This window comes from Phenylobacterium aquaticum, from assembly GCF_022695515.1.
Classification (GTDB): Bacteria; Pseudomonadota; Alphaproteobacteria; order Caulobacterales; family Caulobacteraceae; genus Phenylobacterium; species Phenylobacterium aquaticum.
On the sequence record NZ_JALDPT010000034.1, the window covers coordinates 1 to 20,024 of the forward strand.

General features: G+C 69.8%; 21 protein-coding genes and 1 pseudogene. 14 read left to right on the forward strand and 8 right to left on the reverse strand.

What is annotated here, in order from left to right; all coding sequences use genetic code 11:
- Together MQH10_RS20515 and MQH10_RS20520 are read left to right on the forward strand one after the other, a co-directional pair.
- The coding region (locus tag MQH10_RS20515; protein WP_242565843.1) for a c-type cytochrome at window positions 1–374 on the forward strand (374 nt) is incomplete at its 5' end.
- 4 nt (window positions 375–378) lie between these two features.
- A complete protein-coding gene (locus tag MQH10_RS20520) occupies window positions 379–915 on the forward strand; it encodes a hypothetical protein (RefSeq protein ID WP_242565844.1) in 537 nt (178 codons plus the stop codon).
- Window position 916: 1 nt separating this feature from the next.
- On the opposite strand, the gene MQH10_RS20525 is transcribed toward MQH10_RS20520, so the two are convergent.
- Window positions 917–1,789, reverse strand: a complete 873-nt coding sequence (locus MQH10_RS20525) for an alpha/beta fold hydrolase (protein ID WP_242565845.1) — start codon at window positions 1,787–1,789, stop codon at window positions 917–919.
- A 105-nt stretch (window positions 1,790–1,894) separates the two neighbouring features.
- On the opposite strand from MQH10_RS20525, the gene ggt reads away from it, so the two are divergent.
- From ggt to MQH10_RS20540, 3 genes are all read left to right on the forward strand, one after another.
- Window positions 1,895–3,652 carry a gamma-glutamyltransferase gene (ggt, locus tag MQH10_RS20530; protein ID WP_242565846.1) on the forward strand — a complete coding sequence of 586 codons (1,758 nt, stop codon included), beginning with the start codon at window positions 1,895–1,897 and terminating at the stop codon, window positions 3,650–3,652.
- Window positions 3,653–3,923: 271 nt separating this feature from the next.
- Window positions 3,924–4,112, forward strand: a complete 189-nt coding sequence (locus tag MQH10_RS20535; RefSeq protein ID WP_242565847.1) for a hypothetical protein — start codon at window positions 3,924–3,926, stop codon at window positions 4,110–4,112.
- A gap of 15 nt (window positions 4,113–4,127) precedes the next feature.
- Window positions 4,128–4,445, forward strand: coding sequence for a type II toxin-antitoxin system RelE/ParE family toxin (locus tag MQH10_RS20540; protein ID WP_242565848.1), 318 nt, complete (start codon window positions 4,128–4,130; stop codon window positions 4,443–4,445).
- Between the two features lie 196 nt (window positions 4,446–4,641).
- Here the strand turns inward: MQH10_RS20540 and MQH10_RS20545 are convergent, their stop codons facing one another.
- Together MQH10_RS20545 and MQH10_RS20550 are read right to left on the reverse strand one after the other, a co-directional pair.
- Window positions 4,642–5,964, reverse strand: coding sequence for a cytochrome P450 (locus tag MQH10_RS20545; protein ID WP_242565849.1), 1,323 nt, complete (start codon window positions 5,962–5,964; stop codon window positions 4,642–4,644).
- 115 nt (window positions 5,965–6,079) lie between these two features.
- A complete protein-coding gene (locus tag MQH10_RS20550) occupies window positions 6,080–6,679 on the reverse strand; it encodes a TetR/AcrR family transcriptional regulator (RefSeq protein ID WP_242565850.1) in 600 nt (199 codons plus the stop codon).
- Between the two features lie 88 nt (window positions 6,680–6,767).
- On the opposite strand from MQH10_RS20550, the gene MQH10_RS20555 reads away from it, so the two are divergent.
- Together MQH10_RS20555 and MQH10_RS20560 are read left to right on the forward strand one after the other, a co-directional pair.
- Window positions 6,768–7,826 carry a DUF2855 family protein gene (locus tag MQH10_RS20555; RefSeq protein WP_242565851.1) on the forward strand — a complete coding sequence of 353 codons (1,059 nt, stop codon included), beginning with the start codon at window positions 6,768–6,770 and terminating at the stop codon, window positions 7,824–7,826.
- Window positions 7,827–7,877: 51 nt separating this feature from the next.
- Complete coding sequence (locus MQH10_RS20560) at window positions 7,878–9,266, forward strand: carotenoid oxygenase family protein (RefSeq protein ID WP_242565852.1); 1,389 nt, start codon at window positions 7,878–7,880, stop codon at window positions 9,264–9,266.
- Between the two features lie 110 nt (window positions 9,267–9,376).
- On the opposite strand, the gene MQH10_RS20565 is transcribed toward MQH10_RS20560, so the two are convergent.
- A complete protein-coding gene (locus MQH10_RS20565; protein WP_242565853.1) occupies window positions 9,377–10,777 on the reverse strand; it encodes a phospholipase D-like domain-containing protein in 1,401 nt (466 codons plus the stop codon).
- Window positions 10,778–10,938: 161 nt separating this feature from the next.
- Here MQH10_RS20565 and MQH10_RS20570 point away from each other — a divergent pair, with 161 nt between their 5' ends.
- Window positions 10,939–11,610 carry a DUF1345 domain-containing protein gene (locus MQH10_RS20570; protein ID WP_242565854.1) on the forward strand — a complete coding sequence of 224 codons (672 nt, stop codon included), beginning with the start codon at window positions 10,939–10,941 and terminating at the stop codon, window positions 11,608–11,610.
- On the opposite strand, the pseudogene MQH10_RS20580 reads toward MQH10_RS20570, so the two are convergent.
- Window positions 11,607–12,514: pseudogene (locus tag MQH10_RS20580) on the reverse strand (aminoglycoside phosphotransferase family protein). The gene MQH10_RS20570 and the pseudogene MQH10_RS20580 overlap by 4 nt on opposite strands.
- A gap of 111 nt (window positions 12,515–12,625) precedes the next feature.
- Here MQH10_RS20580 and MQH10_RS20585 point away from each other — a divergent pair.
- Window positions 12,626–13,609, forward strand: a complete 984-nt coding sequence (locus tag MQH10_RS20585; protein WP_242565857.1) for an NADPH:quinone reductase — start codon at window positions 12,626–12,628, stop codon at window positions 13,607–13,609.
- Entirely contained in the window at window positions 13,606–14,013 is a 408-nt protein-coding gene (locus tag MQH10_RS20590; RefSeq protein WP_242565858.1) for a YybH family protein, read from the forward strand. The genes MQH10_RS20585 and MQH10_RS20590 overlap by 4 nt, the downstream gene beginning before the upstream one ends.
- On the opposite strand, the gene MQH10_RS20595 is transcribed toward MQH10_RS20590, so the two are convergent.
- On the reverse strand, window positions 13,995–14,891 hold the full coding sequence (locus MQH10_RS20595; protein ID WP_242565859.1) for an MBL fold metallo-hydrolase: 897 nt from the start codon (window positions 14,889–14,891) through the stop codon (window positions 13,995–13,997). The two genes, MQH10_RS20590 and MQH10_RS20595, sit on opposite strands and share 19 nt — an antisense overlap.
- A gap of 71 nt (window positions 14,892–14,962) precedes the next feature.
- On the opposite strand from MQH10_RS20595, the gene MQH10_RS20600 reads away from it, so the two are divergent.
- Window positions 14,963–15,124 carry a hypothetical protein gene (locus MQH10_RS20600; RefSeq protein WP_242565860.1) on the forward strand — a complete coding sequence of 54 codons (162 nt, stop codon included), beginning with the start codon at window positions 14,963–14,965 and terminating at the stop codon, window positions 15,122–15,124.
- Here the strand turns inward: MQH10_RS20600 and MQH10_RS20605 are convergent.
- Window positions 15,121–15,531 carry a TIGR01244 family sulfur transferase gene (locus MQH10_RS20605; protein WP_242565861.1) on the reverse strand — a complete coding sequence of 137 codons (411 nt, stop codon included), beginning with the start codon at window positions 15,529–15,531 and terminating at the stop codon, window positions 15,121–15,123. The two genes, MQH10_RS20600 and MQH10_RS20605, sit on opposite strands and share 4 nt — an antisense overlap.
- A 114-nt stretch (window positions 15,532–15,645) precedes the next feature.
- Here MQH10_RS20605 and MQH10_RS20610 point away from each other — a divergent pair, with 114 nt between their 5' ends.
- From MQH10_RS20610 to MQH10_RS20620, 3 genes are all read left to right on the forward strand, one after another.
- Entirely contained in the window at window positions 15,646–16,569 is a 924-nt protein-coding gene (locus MQH10_RS20610) for an ABC transporter permease subunit (protein ID WP_242565862.1), read from the forward strand.
- On the forward strand, window positions 16,566–17,474 hold the full coding sequence (locus MQH10_RS20615; RefSeq protein WP_242565863.1) for an ABC transporter permease: 909 nt from the start codon (window positions 16,566–16,568) through the stop codon (window positions 17,472–17,474). The genes MQH10_RS20610 and MQH10_RS20615 overlap by 4 nt, the downstream gene beginning before the upstream one ends.
- Window positions 17,475–17,557: 83 nt before the next feature.
- A complete protein-coding gene (locus MQH10_RS20620; RefSeq protein ID WP_242565864.1) occupies window positions 17,558–19,057 on the forward strand; it encodes a putative 2OG-Fe(II) oxygenase in 1,500 nt (499 codons plus the stop codon).
- A gap of 4 nt (window positions 19,058–19,061) precedes the next feature.
- On the opposite strand, the gene MQH10_RS20625 is transcribed toward MQH10_RS20620, so the two are convergent.
- Entirely contained in the window at window positions 19,062–19,652 is a 591-nt protein-coding gene (locus MQH10_RS20625) for a class I SAM-dependent methyltransferase (RefSeq protein ID WP_242565865.1), read from the reverse strand.
- Window positions 19,653–20,024 lie beyond the last annotated feature (372 nt).

Here is a 20,024-nt window from a genome sequence, read left to right on the forward strand (position 1 = left end):
GTCGCCGCGCCGCCGCCGGCCGCGCCGCGCCGACCACGGCCGCCAAGGTCTATCCCATGCCCAGCGGCGTCACCTCCGAGCAGCTGGCCCTGGGCGCCCGCATCTGGCGCGGCGAAGCCGCCGGCGGAACCTGCTCCGGCTGCCACGGCGCCGACGGCAAGGGCGGCCCGCTCGGCCCTGACCTGACCTCCGGAACCTGGATGTGGAGCGACGGCTCGCTGGCCGGTCTCTCGACCACCATCAGCCAGGGCGTCGCCCAGCCGAAGAAGTACCGTAGCCCCATGCCCGCCATGGGCGGCGCCAACCTCGGCCCCGACGAGCTCAAGGCCATCTCGGCCTATGTCTGGTCGCTCGGCCACGGCGGGGAGAAGTAGGGCGATGTTCGATCTCGACCAGCTCACCGCCGATTGCCGCGCGGCGCTCGCCGCCGACCGGCCGTCGGGGGAGGTGCGCGAGATCGTCGCCCGCGCGGTCTCCGACCCGGCCGGTGTCGTCCGCGCCCTGGGCGAGCCCAAGAAGGGCGGTGTCCAGGCGCTCTACCGTTCGCCCGACCTCACCATCCTCAATGTGCTCTGGGGGCCGAAGTTCGTGCTTATGCCCCACGACCACGCCATGTGGGCGGTGATCGGGGTCTATGGTGGGCGCGAGGACAACATCCTCTGGCGGCGTCTGCCCGATGACGCCCACGGCCAGGTCGAGGCCGCCGGCGCCAAGTCGCTGGCGACCGGCGACACCATCGCCTTCGGCGCCGAGGTCATCCACTCGGTGATCAATCCGCTCAGCCAGGTGACCGGCGCCATCCACATCTATGGCGGCGACTTCTTCGCTGCCCCGCGCAGCGAGTGGGACCCCGCCACCCTGCACGAGCGCCCCTATGACGTGGACCGCGCCATGCGGGCCTTCGCGGGCGGCTAGGCTACTCCGCCAGGAAGGCCTCGGCCGCCGCCATGAAGGCGTCGAGCTGGTCGTGATGCACCCAGTGGCCGGCGCCTTCGAAATTCACCAGCCGGGCGTTCTGGAAGTGGGTGATCCGCCCGTCCGCCACGGGGTCCGAGGCCCAGCTCTCCGTGCCGCGCGCCAGCAGCACCGGGGCGGTGATCCGGCTCCACAGATAGTGCTGGTCGGCATGGGTCAGGCCACCGACCCCGCCGCCCCAGCGGGCGTGGTTGTCGAACTTCCAGCTATAGGTGCCGTCCTCGTTCTGGTGCGCCCCATGCACGGTGAGGTGCCGCGCCTGTTCCGGCGACAGGTGCGGGTTCTCGCCCGCCATCCGCTTCACCGCCGCCTCCAGGCTCGCATAGCGCCGGGGCGAGCGGCCGGAGTTCTCCCGCCGGTCGGCGATCCAGTCGCGCAGCCGCTCGTCCACGCTGCGTTTGCCCTGCTCGGCCATCACCTTGGGCGAGGGGCCCAGCCCCTCGATGGCGATGATCTTGGCCACCGTCTCCGGATAGGTCCCGCAATAGTTCAGGGCGATCCCCGCCCCCAGGGAGTGGGCGATGATGGTGACCGGCGCCATGCCCTTCTGGTGGATGATCTGGGCCAGGTCATAGACGTAAGCCCCCATGTCATAGCCGCCGCCGATCGCCCAGCCGCTGTCCCCATGACCGCGCAGGTCGGGGGCGATGACGTGATAGCGGTCGGCCAGCCGGGCGGCGACCCAGTCCCAGTTGCGGCAATGGTCGCGCCCGCCATGCACCAGCAACAGCGGCGGCGCGCCTTCATTGCCCCAGTCGACATAGTGCAGCCGCAGCCGCTGCGAGAAATAGAAGTGGGACGTGGGACCATCCATGGCGCTCTCCGGGGCGGTGCGGGGAGGCTGTCCATACACCCCGCGCGCTTGACACCGAACCCCCCTCGGACGCTCCAATCGGCCCGCAGCCCAAGAAAGCCCGCCATGCGATTCCTAGCCGCCGTCCTCTGCGCCACGGCGCTCACCGCCAGCGCCGCCCACGCCGCCTCGCCCGAGCCCGTCGCCGGCTCCGGCGGCATGGTGGTTAGCGCCCAGCACCTGGCCTCGGAGGTGGGCGCCGAGGTCCTGCGCAAGGGCGGCAACGCCGTCGATGCGGCCGTGGCGGTCGGCTATGCGCTCGCCGTCGTCTATCCCCAGGCCGGCAATATCGGTGGCGGCGGCTTCATGACCCTGCGCCTGGCCGACGGCCGCACCACCTTCCTGGACTTCCGCGAAAAGGCGCCCATGGCCGCCACGGCGACCATGTTCCAGGACAAGGCCGGCAAGCTCGTCCCCGGCGCCTCGACCGACAGCTGGCGGGCCGTCGCCGTCCCCGGCACGGTCCTGGGGCTGGAGACCGCCCGCATCCGCTACGGCTCCCTACCGCGCGCGACCCTCATGGCGCCGGCCATCAAGCTCGCCCGCGAGGGCTTCGTGCTGGGCCAGGGCGATGTCGGCGTCATCGCGCTGGAATCCCCCGGCCTTTCCCGCGACCCCGCCGCCAGGGCGATCTTCCTGCCGGGCGGCAAGGTTCCGGCCAAGGGCCAGCGCCTGGTCCAGGCCGACCTCGCCGCCACCCTCACGACCATTAGCGCCCAGGGGCCGGACGCCTTCTACAAGGGCCCGATCGGCGCCGCGATCGCCGGCGCCGCCCGGGCCGGCGGCGGCGTGCTCACCCCGGCCGACTTCGCCCGCTACCGGGTGCGCGAGCTCAAGCCCGTCGAGTGCGACTATCGCGGCTATCACGTCATTTCCGCCCCGCCGCCCAGCTCCGGCGGCGTCGCCATCTGCGAGGCGCTGAACATCCTTCAGGGCTACGACCTCGCGGCCATGGGCTTCCACTCGGCCGCCGAGGTCCATGTCCTGACCGAGGCCCTGCGCCGGGTCTTCGTCGACCGCAACAACAAGCTGGGCGACCCCGACTTCGTCGCCAACCCCGTGGCCCAGCTGACCGACCCGGCCTACGCCGCGACACTCCGCGCCGGCATAGACCCCGAACGCGCCACCCCGTCCGCCACGCTGGGCCCGCCCCAGCCGGCGCAGGAGGGCCACAACACCACCCACTTCGACGTGCTGGACGCCAAGGGCAACGCCGTCTCGGTGACCTACACGCTGAACGACTGGTTCGGCGCCCACCGCGTCGCCGGTCGCACGGGGATCCTGGTCAATAACGAGATGGACGATTTCACCTCGCTGGTCGGCGCCCCCAACATGTTCGGCCTGATCCAGGGCGCCAACAACGCCATCGCGCCCGGCAAGACCCCGCTCAGCTCGATGAGCCCGACCATCCTGACCAAGAACAACAAGCCCGCTCTGATCATCGGCAGCCCGGGCGGCTCGCGGATCATCACCATCACGCTGGAGGCCATCCTCAACATGGTCGACCACGGCATGGACGTGCAGGCCGCCATCGACGCCCCGCGCCTCCACCACCAGTGGCTGCCCGACGTGATCTACGCCGAGCCCTACGCTCTCTCGGCCGACACCCGCCGCCTGCTCGAACAGCGCGGCTACAAGATCATCGACGACGACCCCTGGGGCATAGCCGAAGGCATCGTCACCGGCGCCCCCACCCTGAAACCCTCGCCCAGAGACGCCCAGGGCCGCGCCCTGTCCCTAGGCCTCCCGCTCCCCCCCGGCGCCGACATGTTCGGCGGCCACGACGTGCGGGACGGGGCAGGGGCGGCGGTGGCGGTGCGGTAGGCGAGCCAACCCATCCATCCCCCGCCCGACGCCCCCGGCCGTAACCCTCGCGCAATCGCCCCGTTCATGTGCCGCAGCTAACTCCGCGCCGCCCAGGCCGGCAGTTCGCCCGCCAGCTCCAGCCCCACCGCCCCGTGGGCTGCGGCCCACATCATCTGGCTGATCTCCTCGGGGGCGCCGGCGGTGACGCCGTCGGCAACCGAGGGCGGTCGTCGGTCTGCGTCTGCGCCGAGACGTTCACCTCGACACAGCCCTGTGCTATGCTCGCGCCATGAGTTCCAAGTCCACCAGCGCTCATCGCACCGTCGCGCCTGACGCCGATCTCGACGTTTTCGTCGCGGCGCATCACGACGAGATCGCCGCCCAGCTCGCGGTCGGTCGTGACGAGGTCCTGCGGGGCGAAGCGACGCCGCTCGAACCCTTGGAAGATTTGCTGCGCGACGCCAGGGCGGCGCGCTGACGCTCTCGACCGACGATGGCTCGCATTCTTCGCGCGCCAGCGGCGCGCAACGACCTGATCCAGATCTGGACCCATATCGCTGCTGAGAGTTCGCCCGCGACCGCGGACGGCTTCCTCTCCCGTATCTACGGCGCGTTGGAGGTGGTCGCTTCCGCGCCCTATGCTGGGCGCGAACGGCCGGAATTCTCCGGTCGGCCGCGCAGCATCGTGGTGCGCCCCTATCTCATCTTCTACGAGCCGCTTCCCGAGGGCGACGGCATCGCGATCTGGCGCGTGCTGCATGGCGCGCGACGCTTGGACGATCTAGTGCGGCGGCCAGGACGCTTCGAGTAGTCCCCTGCCGCCAGTTTCCCCGCCAGCTCCACCCCGACCGCCCCGTGGGCCACGGCCCACATCAACTGGCCGATCTCTTGGGGTCGCCGGTGACGACGCCCGCCTCGACCCGAGCCTTGGCGCGCCGGGCCCAGCCGCCCTCGCGTCGCAATTCGCGCGCAAGCCGCGAGCGAAGGTCAGCTCGCGCCTCGCCCGTCTAGAGCTTGCGCGGGATCATCACCTGCATGCTCTTGTAGCCCTTGACGAAGGTCGACGGGACCCGCTGGGGCTCTTCGAGCACCTTGATTTCGGGGAAGCGCTTGAGGATCTCTTCCCAGATGATCTTCAGCTGCAGCTCGGCCAGGCGGTTGCCCACGCAGCGGTGCACGCCGAAGCCGAAGGAGAGATGCTGGCGCGGCCGCTCCCGGTCGATGATGTAGTCATTGGGCCGGTCGATGACCGTGTCGTCGCGGTTGCCCGAGACGTACCACATCACGACATTGTCGCCCTTGCGGATGGTCTTGCCACCCAGCTCATAGTCCCGCGTCGCGACGCGCTTCATGTGGGCCAGCGGGGTCTGCCAGCGGATGGTCTCCGACACCATCGAGGGGACGAGGTCGGGATCGGCGCGCAGCTTGGCGTACTGGTCGGGATGCTTATTCAGCGCATAGACCGACCCCGAGATGGTGTTGCGGGTGGTGTCGTTGCCGCCGATGGTCAGCAGGATGATGTTCCCGAGATACTCGAACTGATCCATGTCCTTGGTGGCCTCGCCGTGGGCCAGCATGGAGACCATGTCGCCTTCGATCGGGTTGGCCTTGCGCTGGGCCCACAGGTTCAGGAAGTAGCCGGCATAGGCGCCCATCTCGGCGCGCTTCTCCTCCCAGGTGTCGACGACGCCGTCGCCGGGGCGCGCCATCACCGTATCTGACCAGCGGGTCAGCTTGCGGCGGTCCTCCTGGGGCATGCCGAAGAGGGTGGCCAGGGTCATGGCCGTCAGTTCCATCGACACCTTATCGACCCAGTCGAAGGGCTCGCCGATCGGCAGGCTGTCCAGGATCATCCCGGCGCGCTCGCGGATCAGCGGCTCCATGATCTTCAGATTGTGCGGCGAGACCGCCGGGCTGACGGTCTTGCGTTGTTCGTCGTGCTTGGGCGGGTCCATGGCGATGAACATGGTCGGCCCGCCGGTCGGGCCGCCGAAGGGGCCGCCGGTCATCTGCGCGCCGCTGGCCACCAGCTTGGCGATCATCTCTTCGCTGGGGCCCAGGCTGATGCCGCTCGCCGAGGAGAACACCTCGTGATTGGTGTCGACCGCCATGATGTCGTTGAAGCGGGTGATCGCCCAGTGGGGCTCGAAGTCGCTGGCCGGCGTCCAGTGGACCGGATCCTCGGCCCTCAGGCGCTCGAAGTAGGGCCAGATCGCATCGGCCTGAAACAGCGCCGACTGCGCGACGTTGAGGCTCTCGATCGGCTGGGCGTAGACCTCGTCGCGAACGTCTTTGACGGTGGCGGCGTCCAGGGTGGCGCTCTCGCTCATAAAGGCGTTCCTCGCTTTGGCCGGGCTCTATTGGCCCGTGACGCCCACATCTCACCCCATGAACCGTGTTCGACAAGACCTGTCGTGACGGGGGCGTCATTATTTTGGTTCGGCCCTAGGCCCCCGGCCGCAATCCCCGGGCGATCGCCCCGTTCATGTGCCTGAGCAGGCTGCGCGCCGTCCCGGCCGGCAGCTTGCCCGCCAGCTCCAGGCCCACGGCCCCGTGGGCCGCGGCCCACATCATCTGGCCGATCTCCTCGGGGTCGCCGGCGATGACGCCGGCCTCGACCAGGGCCTTGACGTAGTCGGTCTGGCTGCCGCGGGCGCGGTGGGCGGCGGCGACCAGGTCGGGGTACTTTTCCTCATGCGGCTGGTTCAGGTCGAACATCAGCTTGTAGGTGTGGGGGTGCTCGAAGGCGAAGGTGACATAGGCCTCGCCCACGGCCGAGCCGCGGGTGCGGGCGTCAGCGGCCGAGGCGTAAGCCGTCTCCAGGGCCTCGGCGAAGCGGTTGAAGCCCGAGGCGCGGACCGCGGCCAGAATGTCTTCCTTGTCGGCGAAATAGCGGTAGGGGGTCATGGGGCTGACCCCCAGTTCCGAGGCCAGCTGGCGCATGGTCACCGCGTCCGGCCCGCGCTCGGCGAACAGGCGCTCGGCCGCGTCGCACAGGCGCTCGCGGAAGTCGGCGACGTCGGTTTCGGACAGGACGCGGGGCATGCTCCCCTTTCGGCGATTTAGGTCTTGCGCAGAGCTACATCTTACGTAATAAATTTACAACGTAAGAAATTCAGGGGGAGTATGACCGATGGCCGCGTGGGATCTGTTGATCGATCGCAAGGATCTGCGCGTCACCAAGCTCGCCCCGGCGCCCGATCCCCAGGCGGCCGACCTGGCGGGGGGCCAGGTCCTGCTGGCGGTCGAGAGCTTCGCGCTGACGGCCAACAACATCACCTATGGCGCCATGGGCGACGCCTTCGGCTATTGGAAATTCTTCCCCGCGCCGGACGGCTGGGGCCGCATCCCGGTCTGGGGTTTCGCCACCGTCGTCGCCTCGCGCGCCGAGGGCGTGGCGGAGGGCCTGCGCCTGTTCGGCTATCTGCCCATGTCGACCCATGTGGTGATGCAATTGGTTCCCTCGCGCGACGGCTATGTGGACCGCAGCCCCCATCGGGCCGAGCTGCCGCCCACCTACAACGCCTATAACGCCGCCGAGGCGCCGGGGGCCGACGACGATTACCGCTCCCTGCTGCGGCCGCTCCTGATGACCTCGTTCCTGCTGGACGATTTCCTGGGCGAGGACGCGGCCGTGCGCACGCTGGTGCTCTCCAGCGCGTCGAGCAAGACCGCCATGGGCCTGGCCTTCTACGCGCGCAGCCGCGGGGTGAAGGTGGTGGGCCTGAGCTCGCCGGCCAACGTAGCGCGGCTGGCCGGGCTCGGCCTCTATGACCAGGTGGTTTCCTACGCCGAGGCCGGGTCGCTGAAGACCGGGCCGGGGACGGCCTATGTCGACTTCGCCGGCGACCGGGCGACGACCGCGGCGGTGCATGAGGCCCTGGGCGGCGATCTCGCCCGCAGCCTGATCGTCGGCGGCACCCATTGGGAGGCGCCTCGTGGGGCGCCCCAGCCTCTGCCCGGCCCGCAGCCGGTGCTGTTCTTCGCCCCCGACCAGATCCGCAAGCGGGCAGGCGAGTGGGGCATGGCCGAGGTCGACGCCCGCTTCCGCAAGGCGCTCGCCGCCTTCGTCGCCGGCGCGCCCTGGCTGAAGCTCGTCCAGCACAAGGGCGCCGAGGGGCTCGAGGCCGCCTACGCCACCGTGCTCGAAGGCCGCGCCGCCCCGGACGAAGGCCATATCGTGCGGCCCTGATCTAGCGGAATGAAAAGGGCCCTCGAAGGCCCACAACAAGGGAGACACGCCATGGACGGCGACGTTCGCATCAATCCCTATCTGGCGGGCAATTTCGCCCCTGTGCGCAGCGAGGACGACTTCGACCTCAAGGTCGTGGGCGAGATCCCCAAGGGTCTGCGCGGAACCCTCTATCGCACCGGCCCCAATCCGCAGTTCGAGCCCCGCGACCCCAACTATCACTGGTTCACCGGCGACGGCATGATCCACGCCTTCGCGGTCGAGGACGGCAAGGTCACCTACCGCAACCGCTATGTCCGCACGCCGAAGTTCGAGCTGGAGCGGGAGCATGGCCGGTCCCTGTTCGCCGGCTTCAACCCCATGGCGTCGGACCCGATCGCCATGGGCAAGGACGGCGGGGTGGCCAACACCAACATCGTCAGCCACGCCGGCCGCCTGTTGGCCCTGGAGGAGGGCCACATGCCCTTCGAGATGGAGCCCAAGACCCTCAACTCGCTGGGCTATGTCGAGGCCTATCGCGGCCGGGTGACGGCCCACCCCAAGCTCGATCCCAAGACCGGCGAGATGGTCTGGTTCGGCTACAGCGTCGGCGAGACGCCCCTGAACGCCACCCTCAGCTACGGTGTGACGGACAAGACCGGCAATGTGGTCCGCCGTTCGAACTTCGAGGCGCCCTATTCGGCCATGCTGCACGACTTCATGGTCACCGAGAACTACGTCCTCTTCCCGGTCATGCCGCTCACCGGCAGCCTGGAGCGGGCCATGAAAGGCCTGCCGGCCTATGCCTGGGAGCCGGAGAAGGCGGCCTATGTCGGCGTCATGCGCCGCGACGCCGACGTCTCGACCATCCGCTGGTTCCACACCGGCGCCTGCTACGTCTTCCACCCGATGAACGCCTATGAGGTCGACGGTAAGATCGTCGCCGACGTGTTCCGTTATGACAGTGCGCCCCTATTCCCCCTGGCCGACGGCTCGCGCGGCGCCAAGTCGGCGGCGCGGCTGGCGCGCTGGACCTTCGATCTGTCCGGCGCCTCCGATGCGATCCGGGAGGAGGCGATCGACGACCTCGACGGCGAGTTCCCGCGCTTCGACGAGCGCCTGGCCGGCGGCGCCTATCGCCACGGCTGGTTCGCCGGCGACACCACCCGCTCGGGCTCGGTGAAGCTGAACGCCATCGCCCATATCGATCTGACGACGGGCAAGCGCTCGGTCTATGAGCTGAACGGCGGCGACCTGACCTCCGAGCCGGTCTTCACCCCGGCCAGCGACAACGCGTCCGAAGGCGAAGGCTGGCTGACCGCCGTGATCTGGCGGGCCGCCGAGAACCGCTCGGACTTCGCGGTCTTCGACGCCCAGAACGTCGCCGCCGGCCCGATCGCCCTGGCGGAGGTCCCGCGCCGGGTGCCCTTCGGGTTCCACGGCAACTGGGTCGCGGGCTAGAGCGCTTCCCAGTTTGGTTGTCTCAACCAAACTGGATAAGAAGGGCTCTAAATCAAAAGGTTAGAGCATTTCTTGATCCGAAAAGTGCGACACGCTTTTCGGGAAATGCTCTAAACTTCGCCGTAGCGGGCGGGATCGAGGGCGAAGGCCAGGCCTTGCCAGTCGGTCTCGCCGGCCGCGCGCCTGGCCGTATTGGCCAGGGCGATCTCGCGATAGAGGGCGAGCGCCTGGCGGTCGTCGAGGGCCGAGGTGTCCTGGCCCAGATGCTCGGCCAGCAGCTCGACCCTGAGCGCCCGGACCACGGCCGGGTCCCAGATGCTGGCGTTCATCTCGCTGTCTCCGAAGAACGAGCGGGGTGCGATATTGCACGATCCGATCGTCGCCCACGCGTCGTCGATCAGCATCGCCTTGGCGTGGACATAGACGATGTGGCGCCCCCCCTGGGCGGTCGGCCCGGCGATGCCGACCAGGGTGAAATTGTCATAGGTTCCCAGATCGGCGAGCTGGTCGAAGAACGGCTTGCTCTCAGGCCGCTGGCGGGCGGCCTTCAGTTCGCCATAGGCCTCGGCCGGGGTCAGGACCACGACCTGGACCCCGCGCTCCAGCGCGGCCTTCAGGCCCGCCAGGGTGGTCGGGGCGCCGAGCGCCTGGTTCTCGATATAGATGGTCGCGCGGGCCGCATCGATCGCCTGCCGGTACTGGTCGACGATCGACAGTTCGCCCGCGGCGATGTCGAAGGGGCTGGCCTCCGGGGCCTGCTGGTCGCCGGCGTACTGGCCGGCGCGGATGGTCCGCTGGATCTGCACGCCGCTGTCGCCCCGGGGGGCGGACAGGCGGGTCGGGAAGGGCAGGTCGGCCTCGCCCGGCGCATGGCCGAACACGCCGTTCGCCACGGCGCGCTCGCTGGCGGCGTTCCAGCGCTGCACGAAGTTGTGGTGCACGTCGGTGGCGGCCGGGCCCGTGACCTCGACATAGACGTCGTGGATGTGCTCCTCGCCATCGGCCTGCGGGTGGCCGGGCGGGCTGACATAGGCCGCGCCCAGATTGATCCCGCCGACAAAGGCCGTCTCGGTCTCCTGGCCGGCGTCGATCAGCCAGCTCTTCTGGTGCTGGCAATAGACCCGCTCGGCCCGGTCCCAGCGCGCCAGAAAGCGCGAGCCCCGCGCCGCGAGCATGGCCTGCTGGTCAGCGGAGCCGGAAAAGGTGTGGTGCTCGACCGACCGGCTTTCGGGGTTCACCCGCCAGAAGATCGCCCGGACGTCCACGCCCCGGGCCGTGGCGCGGTCCAACACGTCGAACAGCGTGCCGCGCCCGTCCGGCGCCAGAAAGTCGTCATGCAGGAAGGCGACGGTCAGCCAGACGCTGCGCCGGGCTCCCTCGACCGCCTCGCAGATCCGGCGGAAGGCCGGCTCGCCATCGACCAGTGGGCGCACAAGGTTGCCCGCCCGCAGCGGATAGGCGCCCGAGGTCACGGCGGGGATATGGGCGGCGTCGATCTGTTGCGTGGTCATGTCAGGCCTCCAAGCGCATAGGCGTCCCCGGGCGCGGTATGACCGAGACGCGGCGCCCCGCCCAGGCCGACTTGGCCCGGATCGGGTCGCCTCACGCGGGCCGCGCCGAATTTCGCGGAATCCCCTAGTCTGGCTTCATGACAGCTCGACCGGTTCGACCCATGCCTCGGCGCATCTGGCGCGTGCTCACCAGCCGACCCCATCTGTCGGCCGCGGCCCTGGCCGGCCTGATCGCCTGGTTCCTGCTCGGCGTCACCCCGTGGGCCGCGCCCTGGAGCACCCGCTCGATCCTCGCCTGGGACGTCGGCGGGATCTGGTTCATCGTCTCGATGCTGATGTTCATGCGCGGCAAGAGCGTCGAGGACATGCGCCGCACCGTCGCCCGACAGGACGAGGGGCAGGGCATGATCCTGGGCATCGTGCTGATCGCCTCGATCGCCAGCCTGGGCTCCATCGCCGTGGAGCTGGGCCTCGCCAAGGGCGCGACCGGCTGGGTGCTGGCCTTCCGGGCCAGCCTGGCCATGGCCACGGTCGCCATCTCCTGGTTCGTGGTCCAGCTGATCTTCGCCCTGCACTACGGGCACGAATATTACCGCCGCGGCGGCGGTCCGGGCTGCGACGCGGGCGGCCTGAACTTTCCGGGCGGGGAGGAGCCCGACTACTGGGATCTGGTCCATTTCGCCGTGGTCATCGGCGTCGCCGCCCAGACCGCCGACGTGGCCTTCACCTCCAAGAGCCAGAGGCGGATCGGCACCACCCACAGCCTGGTCGCCTTCGTGTTCAACACCGGGGTCCTGGCGCTCACCATCAATCTCCTGGCCGGGCTGGTCTAGAGCGCCCGGTGCTCGGCGAGCACGTCGTCCAGCACCTGCCGTGAGGCGCCGTAGCCCGCCGGATTGACCCCCGGCGCCTGGGCCAAGGTGATCAGCGCCTTCCACAGCGCCCAGCCGCGAGCCCGCGCCCAGGTCCCGGCATCGAGAGGCAGGGCCGCGCGGAAGGCCGCGCGGCTCTCGCCCGCCAGGAAGGTCCAGGCGATGACCAGGTCGCAGGCCGGATCGCCCACGCCGCAGCTGCCGAAATCGATGACCGCGCTCAGGCGCCCGTCCCGCACCAGCAGATTCGAGGCGGCGACGTCGCCATGCACCCAGACCGGCGCGCGGCCCAGGTCGTGGCCAGGGCGGCGTCCCATGCCTCAAGGGCGGCGGCGGCGTCGATCCGGTCTCCCAGGGCGGCGATCGCCGATCGGGTCTCTGAGTCATAGGTCGCCAGCGGCCCGCCGCGGAAGAAGTTGTGCGGCCCGGCTGGAGGGCCGTCGGCGGCGTCGATGCGCTGCAGGGCGGCCAGGAATCCGGCGAGATCGCTCGCAAAGGCGACGCGGTCCGCAGGCGGTTCGGCCAGAGCCGTCTCGCCGGGCAGCCAGGCGAAGATCGACCAGGCGCCCGGATAGCCTTCGCCGGGCGCGCCCTTGGCCAGGGGGGCGGGGATGGGCAGGGGCAGGTGCGGCGCGAGCCGGGGCAGCCAGGCCTGGTCCTTCTCGACCTGGGGCGCATAACGCTTTGCGCTCGGCAGGCGAACCACCAGGGTCTCGCCAAGATGGAACGCCCGATTGTCCCAGCCCCCCACCGCGACCGGCCGGACCGGCAGGGCCGCCCATTGCGGAAACTGCGCGGCCACCAGGCGGCGCACCAGATCGGCGTTGATCTCGACCATGGATCTCTCCCGTACGTCCGCCATCATCACCTCGGACAGCGCCTTGTCCAAAGTCGCGCCGCCGGCCGGCACGCGGCTTGCCCGCCGGCCCGCGCGCCGCGATGCTCCGGCCGCCACAGTCGAGGGAGTCGAACCGTCATGCGCGCCATCTGGTACGACCGCACCGGGCCCGCGCGGGAGGTGCTACAGTTCGGCGAACTGCCCACCCCGACGCCGGGCCATGGCCAGGCCCTGGTTCGCATCCGCGCCTCGGGCGTCAATCCGTCGGACGTCGGCATGCGCGGCGGCGGAGCGGGCCCGATGGCCTATCCGCGCATCACCCCGAACAGCGACGGGGCCGGCGTGGTCGAGGCGGTGGGGCCGGGCGTCGCCCCGGCCTGGGTCGGCAAGCGGGTCTGGTTCTATAACGGCCAGCGCAACGGCCGCGCCTTCGGCTCGGCGGCCGAATATATCGAGCTCGACACCGACCTGCTGACCGAGCTGCCGGATCATGTCGGCTTCGCGGAGGGCGCGACCCTCGGCATCCCCTGCATGACCGCCCACCGCGCCCTGTTCCTGGCCGGACCGGTCCAGGGCCGCACCGTCCTGGTGACCGGCGGGGCGGGCGCGGTCGGCTGCTATGCCGTGCAGCTGGCCAAGTGGGCCGGCGCCACGGTGATCGCCACTGCCAGTTCGCCGGACAAGCTGGACCGGGCCCGGGCCGGCGGCGCCGACCATGTCATCGACTATCGCCGCGAGGATGTCGCCGCCCGGGTGCGCGAGCTGACCGAGGGGGCCGGCGTGCACCACGTCGTCGATGTCGACTTCGGGGGCAATCTGGCCGCCAGCCTGGCGAGCCTCAGGCTGAACGGGTCCTTGGCCTACTACGCCAGCAAGGGCGGTCAGACGCCCGTGGTCCCGGCCGGGGAAGTCATGCGCCTGAACCTCCTGATCCAGGGGGTCTATCTGCCGGTCAGCCCGCACGCGGCGCGCAAGCGGGCCCAGGAGGACATCACCCGCTGGATCGCCACCGGCGAGCGCATGCTCTCAGTCGCCGGCCGCTTCCCGCTTGAGGACTGCGCCGGCGCCCATGAGCTGGTCGAGTCGGGGACCAAGGTCGGCACCGTGGTGGTCGAGCCATGACCGCACCGGACGACGCCATCCGCGCCCGGCGCAAGCTGACCAACAAGCTGATCGCCGCCAAGGACGCCGCCCGCCTGCGTCCCTTCCTGGCCAAGGACGTCAATCTGATCACCGGGGACGGCTCGCTGATCTCCGGCGTCGAGGCGGTGGTGGCGGCCTTCGCCGGCCAGTTCCGCGATCCCGCCTTCGTCAACTATGTGCGCACCAGCGGCGAGATCTCCCTCGACCAGTCTGGCGATCGCGCCGCCGAGCAGGGCGCCTGGACCGCGCTCTGGCGGACGGCCGGACAGGACCAGACCATGTCCGGGACCTATCTGGCCTGCTGGCGCAAGGTCACCGGCCAGTGGGTGATCGAGTCCGAGCTCTACATCACCCTGGCCGAAGATCAGCCGGCCAGCCGGTAGTCGCTGTCGAGGCCCGCCTCGCCGTCGGTGACCACCTTGCCGCGGCGGACCAGGTCGATCATGTGGCCCAGCACCGAGCGGGCGGCGGCGGGGTGGAGCCTGGGGTCCACGGCCGCATAGAGCACCGGCACCATCTCCTTGATCCGGCCGTGGCCCTGGGCCAGGGCGCCCAGCACCTGGGCCTCGCGTTCGCGGCGGTGGTCGATATAGGCCTGGATGAAGGGCGTGACCTCGGTGACCGGCGGGCCGTGGGTCGGCCACAGCGTGGTGAAGTTCCGCGCCTTGATGAGCTCCAGGCTCTCCATATAGGCCGTCATGTCCCCGTCCGGCGGCGAGACCACGGTGGTGGACCAGCCCATGATGTGGTCGCCGGAGAACAGGGCGTTCTCTTCTTTCAGCGCAAAGCAGATGTGATTGGAGGTGTGGCCGGGTGTGGCGATCGCCTCCAGCGTCCAGCCGGGACCCTCTAGGATCTGGCCGCCGCCGCACAGGCTGACGTCCGGGGTGAAGCCGAAGTCGGAGCCGGCCTCGGTCACCACCACCGACTCGGCGGCCCGCGCGCCCACCGCGCAGCCATAGATCGGCGCGCCGGTCTTTTCCTTCAGCGGCCCGGCCAGGGGCGAGTGGTCGGAATGGTGGTGGGTGACCAGGATGTGGCTGACCTTTTCGCCGGGAATCGCGGCCAGGATCGCGTCCAGATGCTCGGCCAGGTCGGGGCCAGGATCGATCACCGCCACCTCGCCGCGCCCGACGATATAGGTGCCGGTGCCGAGATAGGTGAAGGGCCCGGGATTGTTGGCCACCACCCGCCGGATCAGCGGGGAGACCTGGTCGCAGGCCCCGTACTCGAACTTGATCTCGCGGACGTAAGGAATCATCTGCGCGGCCTTCCCTGTCGGCGCCGTCCTTGCGGTGAGCCGCTCCAGTTTATCGAAATGGAGCAGTACTCATGGCGGACGCGGCGATTTTTGTTTCAAAACGGCTCCAGCGCGCGGCCTTCGCCTTCCTGTGTCTCCTGACGGCTCAGATGGTCATGGCCGTCGCCAGCTGCCAATCGGAACCGGTCGCCATGGGCGCCGTGCGCGTTCCGCTGGCCATGAGCCACCCCTAACCGGGCAGCACGCCGGACAGATCATAGCCGGCGATCTCGCCCAGCCCGACCAGTTCCTCGCGGGTGCGCGTCCCCGCCTGGGCCTGGCCGATCGACCAGGTGACGATGGAGCGCGTGCCGGAGCGGCAGAAGGCCAGCACCGGCCCGGGCGCGTCCTCAAGGAGGAGGCGCTCGGCCTCCACCTGATCGGGGGTGGGCCCGCCGCGGACGGGAATATGGGCATAGGCCAGGCCCGCAGCCTTGGCGGCCGCCTCCATCTCGGCGCTGGTCGGCTGGCCGGGCTCCTCCCCATCGGGCCGATTGTTGATCACCAGCTTGAAGCCCCGCGCGGCGGCCCGGGCGAGATCGCTGAGCGCGATCTGCGGGCTGACGGAAAGCTGGTCGGTGACGCGTCGAAATTCGGTCATGTGATACGCACGCTCTTTGGAGTGAGACCCTTCGTTGACATCATCGGGGGGCGATGGAAGTTTCGCAATGACCGGCCGGCGTAAAAGGCCGCCCTCCGCGAGCGTCACCCCTTCATGCTGCGCTTCATCGGCCGCCGTCTGTTTGTGGCCCTGCCCACCCTGTTCCTCGTGGTCACCGTCGCCTTCTTCATGATGCGCGCCGCGCCCGGCAGTCCCTTCGACATGGACCGCAAGCTGTCGCCCGAGATCGAGCGCAACGTGCTCGCCCGCTACGGCATGGACCGGCCCCTAGGCGAGCAATACGTCACCTATGTCCGCGACGTGCTGCGCGGCGATTTCGGGCCGTCCCTGAAATACAAGGACAAGACGGTCCTGCAGATCCTGCAGGAGAACTACAAGGTCAGCCTGATCCTGGGCCTGTCGGCGATCACCATCGCCGCCGGCGTCGGCGTGACGCTCGGCGTCCTGGCGGCTCTGCGCCAGAACGGCTGGGTCGATGTGGGCGTCATGGGGGTGGCGATCGTCGGGGTCTGCATCCCGACCTTCGTGATCGCCCCGCTTCTCGTCCTGCTGTTCGGTTCGATCCTGCAATGGCTGCCGAACGGCGGCTGGAACGGCGGGGCGATCGGCAATCTGGTCCTGCCCGTCACCGTCCTGGCCCTGCCGCAGGTGGCGATCATCTCGCGCCTCACCCGGGCCGGCATGATCGAGGTGCTGCAGTCCAACTATGTGCGCACCGCCCGGGCCAAGGGCCTGCCGGCCCGCACCATCGTCATGAAGCACGCCCTGCGCGCCGCGATCCTGCCCCTGGTCAGCTATCTGGGGCCGGCCTGCGCGGGCCTGCTCACCGGCTCCCTGGTGGTGGAGAAGATCTTCAACCTGCCGGGCCTGGGGAAGTTCTTCGTGATCAGCGCCCTGCAGCGCGACTACACGGTGGTGATGGGCATGGTGATCTTCTACGCGGCCCTGATCCTGTTCCTGAACCTGGTGGCCGACCTGGTCTACGCCCTGCTCGATCCGCGGGTGCGGCTGTCATGACCGGCCCGGTCCTGGCCCCCGGCTCGCGTCGCGGCGCCGAACTGATGGAAGCCGCCGTCCGTGGCCGCAGCCTGTGGGAGGACGCCCGGCGCCGGCTGATGCGCAACCGCGCGGCCGTCACCGGCATGATCGTCCTGGCCGCCCTGGTGGTCCTGGCCGTGATCGGCCCGATGCTGCTGCCCTACCGCTATGACGAGATCAACAAGGCCGATGTCTGGGCCCAGCCCCTGACCGCCGGGCACATCCTGGGCGCCGACGAGCTCGGCCGCGACCTCCTGGCCCGCCAGCTCATGGGCCTGAGGGTCTCGCTGGCCATCGGCTTCGTCGCCACCTTCGTCTCCCTGGTGATCGGCGTGGCCTGGGGCGCGGTGGCCGGCTTCGTCGGCGGCGTGGTCGACGAGGCGATGATGCGCATCGTCGACGTGCTCTATTCGCTGCCCTTCATCTTCTTCGTCATCCTGCTGATGGTGACCTTCGGCTCGAACATCATCCTGATCTTCGTGGCCATCGGGGCCGTGGAGTGGCTGACCATGAGCCGCATCGTCCGCGGCCAGACGCTGGCCCTGAAGCAGAAGGAGTTCGTCGAGGCCGCCCGCGCCGCCGGCCTGACCCAGGGGGCGATCATCGTCCGCCACATCATCCCCAATCTGCTGGGGCCGGTGGTGGTCTATGTGACCCTGACCATTCCGGCGGTCATCCTGTCGGAGAGCTTCCTCAGCTTCCTGGGGCTGGGGGTGCAGCCGCCCATGGCCTCGCTCGGCACCCTGATCGCCGGCGGCGCCCAGGACATGGAGCTCGCCTGGTGGCTGCTGGTGTTCCCCTCGGTGACCATGGTCGGCACCCTGATGTGCTTCAACTTCATCGGCGACGGCCTGCGCGACGCCATCGACCCCAAGGATCGCTGAGCAGGCGAGGGGGCTTCGCCTGAGGCTCCGCCAGGGCTAGTAAGACCGCTGTCGCGCCGGTTGGCGCAGGAGAGTTCTGATCCATGGCTGTCACGGCCGATTTCAAGCAGGCCTATGAGGCCCTGGCCCGCGGCGACGCCGCCGGCGCGCTCAAGATCACCACGCCGCAGGTGGCCGGCGGCGCCAGCTCGGCCGCCGCGCTCGCCGCCCACGCCTCGGCGCTCAAGGCCGCGGGGCGCTTGTCCGAGGCCCTGACCTATTACCGCCAGTCGACCTCGCGGTTTCCCACCAGCGGCGTGTCCTGGCACAACCTCGCCAGCGCGCTCGGCGACCTGGAGCAGCACGAGGAGTCCGAGGCCGCCGCCCGCAAGGCCATCTCGCTCGGGCTCGCGGCGCCGGAGACCCGCCTGGTGCTGGCCCGCGCCCTGATGGCCCAGGGCAAGCTCACCCTCGCCCAGGAGGCCTTCGAGGCCGCCGTGATCCTGCGGCCCAACTTCGCCGACGCCCATCGCGAGCTCGCCCAGCTGATCTGGATGCGCACCGCCGATGTCGGCCAGGCCCTCAAGCATCTCGACGGCGTTCTGGCCCGCGCCCCGGACGACCTGACCCTGCACAGCATCCGCGCCACGGTCCTGGAATACGCCGGCGAGATCGGCGCCGCCCGCCAGACCCTGGCCCGGGCGCTGTCCCGCAGTCCCGGCGACTTCGAGCTGCTGCGCTCGGCCGCCCACCTGGCGGGCGAGGCCGGCGACGTCGGCGCGGCGGTGGAGCTGGCCCAGCGCAGCGCCCAGGCCGCGGCCAGCCCCCTGGCCGCCGAACTGGTCATGGCCGAGGCCTGGCTGGCCGCGGGGGAGGGGACGCGCGCCGCCGACATGGCGCAACGGGCGGTGTTCCGCGCGCCGCACAACCAGTTCGCCCTGGCGATCCTGGCCACGGCCTGGCGGCTGCTGGACGATCCGCGCTATCGGCGGGTCTATGACTACGAGACCCTGGTGGGCGCCTATGAGCTCCCGACCCCCGACGGCTGGGCCAACCTGCCCGCCTTCCTGGCCGACTTGACCCAGGCCCTGACCGGCGTCCACGCCTATGTCAGCCACCCGCTGTCGCAGTCTCTGCGCCACGGCAGCCAGCAGACCCTGAAGTTGAACGGCGAGAACGGCGCGGTGATCGAGGCCTATCTGGCCTCGGCCCGGGCGGTGGTCACCGAGCATTCGGCCAGGCTGGGCCAGGGGAACGACCCCATCCGCTCGCGCAACACCGGGGCGACCCGGATGACCGGCGCCTGGACCGTACGCCTGGCCTCGCAGGGCTTCCACAGCGACCACGTCCATCCGATGGGATGGCTGTCCTCGGCCAGCTATGTCAGCCTGCCGGACGAGGTGGCCGACACCGAGACTCGCGCCGGCTGGATCAAGTTCGGCCAGCCGGGCGTGGTGACCGCCCCGGTGCTGGAGGCGGAGCATTTCGTCCAGCCGCAGCCCGGCCGGATCGTGCTGTTCCCGTCCTATATGTGGCACGGCACCGTGCCCTTCAGCTCGACCCAGCCCCGCCTGACCGTGGCCTTCGACGCCGTGCCGGTCTGAGGGTCTATTTCACCCGCTTGGCGCGGATGGCCCGCTGGCCGTCGATATTGATGAAATAGCTGCCCATCGAGGCCTTGCGGATCTCGGCCTTGGAGCCCTTGACCGGGGGCTTCCACATTTTCTCGTCGTCGGTCTGCACCCACTCGGCGCCGTCGGCCATGTCGAGCAGCCAGTGGCCGTCGCCCTGCAGATAGGCCCGGTCCACCGTGGTCGAGATCTTGTCGATCACCTCCGGCTTGTCCCCGCGGTCGAAGACCGACAGGGCCGACAGGTCGAACCCGAAGGCCTGGCGGCGCGCGGCCCGGACCTGCTCGCGATCGATGACCAGCACGTCGCCGCCCAGGGGCTTGGCCGGGGTCTGCGAATCGCCGCCGCCGCTCGTCGTCGCCTGGACGCTGCTGATCAGGTCCGACACCGCCGCGTCGTAGCAGGCCAGGCGGTCCTTATCGTCGGTCTTGGCGTGGCAGGCGATCATCCGCTGGATGACCACCGCGGCGGTCGAGGCCGCCGGGGCGGCCGCGGTCGCGGCCAGGGCTGCGACGCCGCCGGTCAGAACCAGGGCGGCGGTCAGGCCGAGGCGAAGGGAGGTTCTCATGGACGAGCCCTGAAATCTGCGAGGAGCCGGAGTCGTAGTCGGAGCCGGGGCGCGCAGCAATCCGTAGGCGGGCGGCCGCGATGTCCGGCGGGGGCGGGGCGAGCTTGCAACAGGTCGAAATCGTGGCCGCATTGTGTCGCGTCGCCGGGGCCGGCCGCCCCCACACCCCTTGGGCGCCAAGGATTTGGCGGCGCCCATACCCAAAATGGGGGCTGACGCGCGGGGGGCGTCATTCCCCTGGATCGGGGTGGCGAGGGTGAATGTCGCCCTATGTGACCAGAATGCGACACGTCCCAGCCATCGGCATTACGTTTTGGTAAAGAATATTGCTGGGTTTGCGTAACTTCCGTAACACCAGCCTCAACCAAGCTG

Bases quoted from the DNA above. Each gene is read 5' to 3' on its own strand.
- MQH10_RS20625 (WP_242565865.1), bottom strand. From the start codon at position 19,652: ATGAGAACCTCCCTTCGCCTCGGCCTGACCGCCGCCCTGGTTCTGACC.
- MQH10_RS20565 (WP_242565853.1), bottom strand. From the start codon at position 10,777: ATGACCACGCAACAGATCGACGCCGCCCATATCCCCGCCGTGACCTCG.
- MQH10_RS20600 (WP_242565860.1), top strand. From the start codon at position 14,963: ATGGCGGACGCGGCGATTTTTGTTTCAAAACGGCTCCAGCGCGCGGCC.
- MQH10_RS20520 (WP_242565844.1), top strand. From the start codon at position 379: ATGTTCGATCTCGACCAGCTCACCGCCGATTGCCGCGCGGCGCTCGCC.
- MQH10_RS20540 (WP_242565848.1), top strand. From the start codon at position 4,128: ATGGCTCGCATTCTTCGCGCGCCAGCGGCGCGCAACGACCTGATCCAG.
- MQH10_RS20590 (WP_242565858.1), top strand. From the start codon at position 13,606: ATGACCGCACCGGACGACGCCATCCGCGCCCGGCGCAAGCTGACCAAC.
- MQH10_RS20525 (WP_242565845.1), bottom strand. From the start codon at position 1,789: ATGGATGGTCCCACGTCCCACTTCTATTTCTCGCAGCGGCTGCGGCTG.
- MQH10_RS20610 (WP_242565862.1), top strand. From the start codon at position 15,646: ATGCTGCGCTTCATCGGCCGCCGTCTGTTTGTGGCCCTGCCCACCCTG.
- MQH10_RS20560 (WP_242565852.1), top strand. From the start codon at position 7,878: ATGGACGGCGACGTTCGCATCAATCCCTATCTGGCGGGCAATTTCGCC.
- MQH10_RS20535 (WP_242565847.1), top strand. From the start codon at position 3,924: ATGAGTTCCAAGTCCACCAGCGCTCATCGCACCGTCGCGCCTGACGCC.
- ggt (WP_242565846.1), top strand. From the start codon at position 1,895: ATGCGATTCCTAGCCGCCGTCCTCTGCGCCACGGCGCTCACCGCCAGC.
- MQH10_RS20585 (WP_242565857.1), top strand. From the start codon at position 12,626: ATGCGCGCCATCTGGTACGACCGCACCGGGCCCGCGCGGGAGGTGCTA.
- MQH10_RS20550 (WP_242565850.1), bottom strand. From the start codon at position 6,679: ATGCCCCGCGTCCTGTCCGAAACCGACGTCGCCGACTTCCGCGAGCGC.
- MQH10_RS20545 (WP_242565849.1), bottom strand. From the start codon at position 5,964: ATGAGCGAGAGCGCCACCCTGGACGCCGCCACCGTCAAAGACGTTCGC.
- MQH10_RS20555 (WP_242565851.1), top strand. From the start codon at position 6,768: ATGGCCGCGTGGGATCTGTTGATCGATCGCAAGGATCTGCGCGTCACC.
- MQH10_RS20605 (WP_242565861.1), bottom strand. From the start codon at position 15,531: ATGACCGAATTTCGACGCGTCACCGACCAGCTTTCCGTCAGCCCGCAG.
- MQH10_RS20595 (WP_242565859.1), bottom strand. From the start codon at position 14,891: ATGATTCCTTACGTCCGCGAGATCAAGTTCGAGTACGGGGCCTGCGAC.
- MQH10_RS20620 (WP_242565864.1), top strand. From the start codon at position 17,558: ATGGCTGTCACGGCCGATTTCAAGCAGGCCTATGAGGCCCTGGCCCGC.
- MQH10_RS20570 (WP_242565854.1), top strand. From the start codon at position 10,939: ATGCCTCGGCGCATCTGGCGCGTGCTCACCAGCCGACCCCATCTGTCG.
- MQH10_RS20615 (WP_242565863.1), top strand. From the start codon at position 16,566: ATGACCGGCCCGGTCCTGGCCCCCGGCTCGCGTCGCGGCGCCGAACTG.